At 58.0% G+C, this 262-nt stretch carries 1 protein-coding gene; it reads right to left on the bottom strand.

The window, feature by feature from the left end:
• A partial coding sequence (locus SB689_RS23415; RefSeq protein ID WP_410694447.1) for a DUF1173 family protein occupies positions 1-262 on the bottom strand: 262 nt, incomplete at both ends.

Here is a 262-nt window from a genome sequence, read left to right as displayed (position 1 = left end):
CCGGTATTGGTCGCTCGCTCCGTACGGAAGGACGTACATCGCCACCGGCTCAGCTGTGTCGGACAACACGACGCTTGCCAGCGGATTGGTCGACGGCAGGTTGTAACGCAGCCCCTTCACGAATCGACGTTTCTGGTTTGTCAGGTTGTCCACCAGCATTCGTTCGTCGATACTCTCGAACGGAATCCAGTTTTCGTTCACTAGCATGAGCGAGGCCTCCTCAATGGACGCGACGCCTGCACCACTCACGCTGAACGTTGCC

Source organism: Chryseobacterium sp. SIMBA_038 (assembly GCF_046535115.1).
Lineage (GTDB): Bacteria > Bacteroidota > Bacteroidia > Flavobacteriales > Weeksellaceae > Chryseobacterium.
Note: the sequence above shows the minus strand (reverse complement) of the source record. Positions and strands in the feature narration are given on the sequence as shown.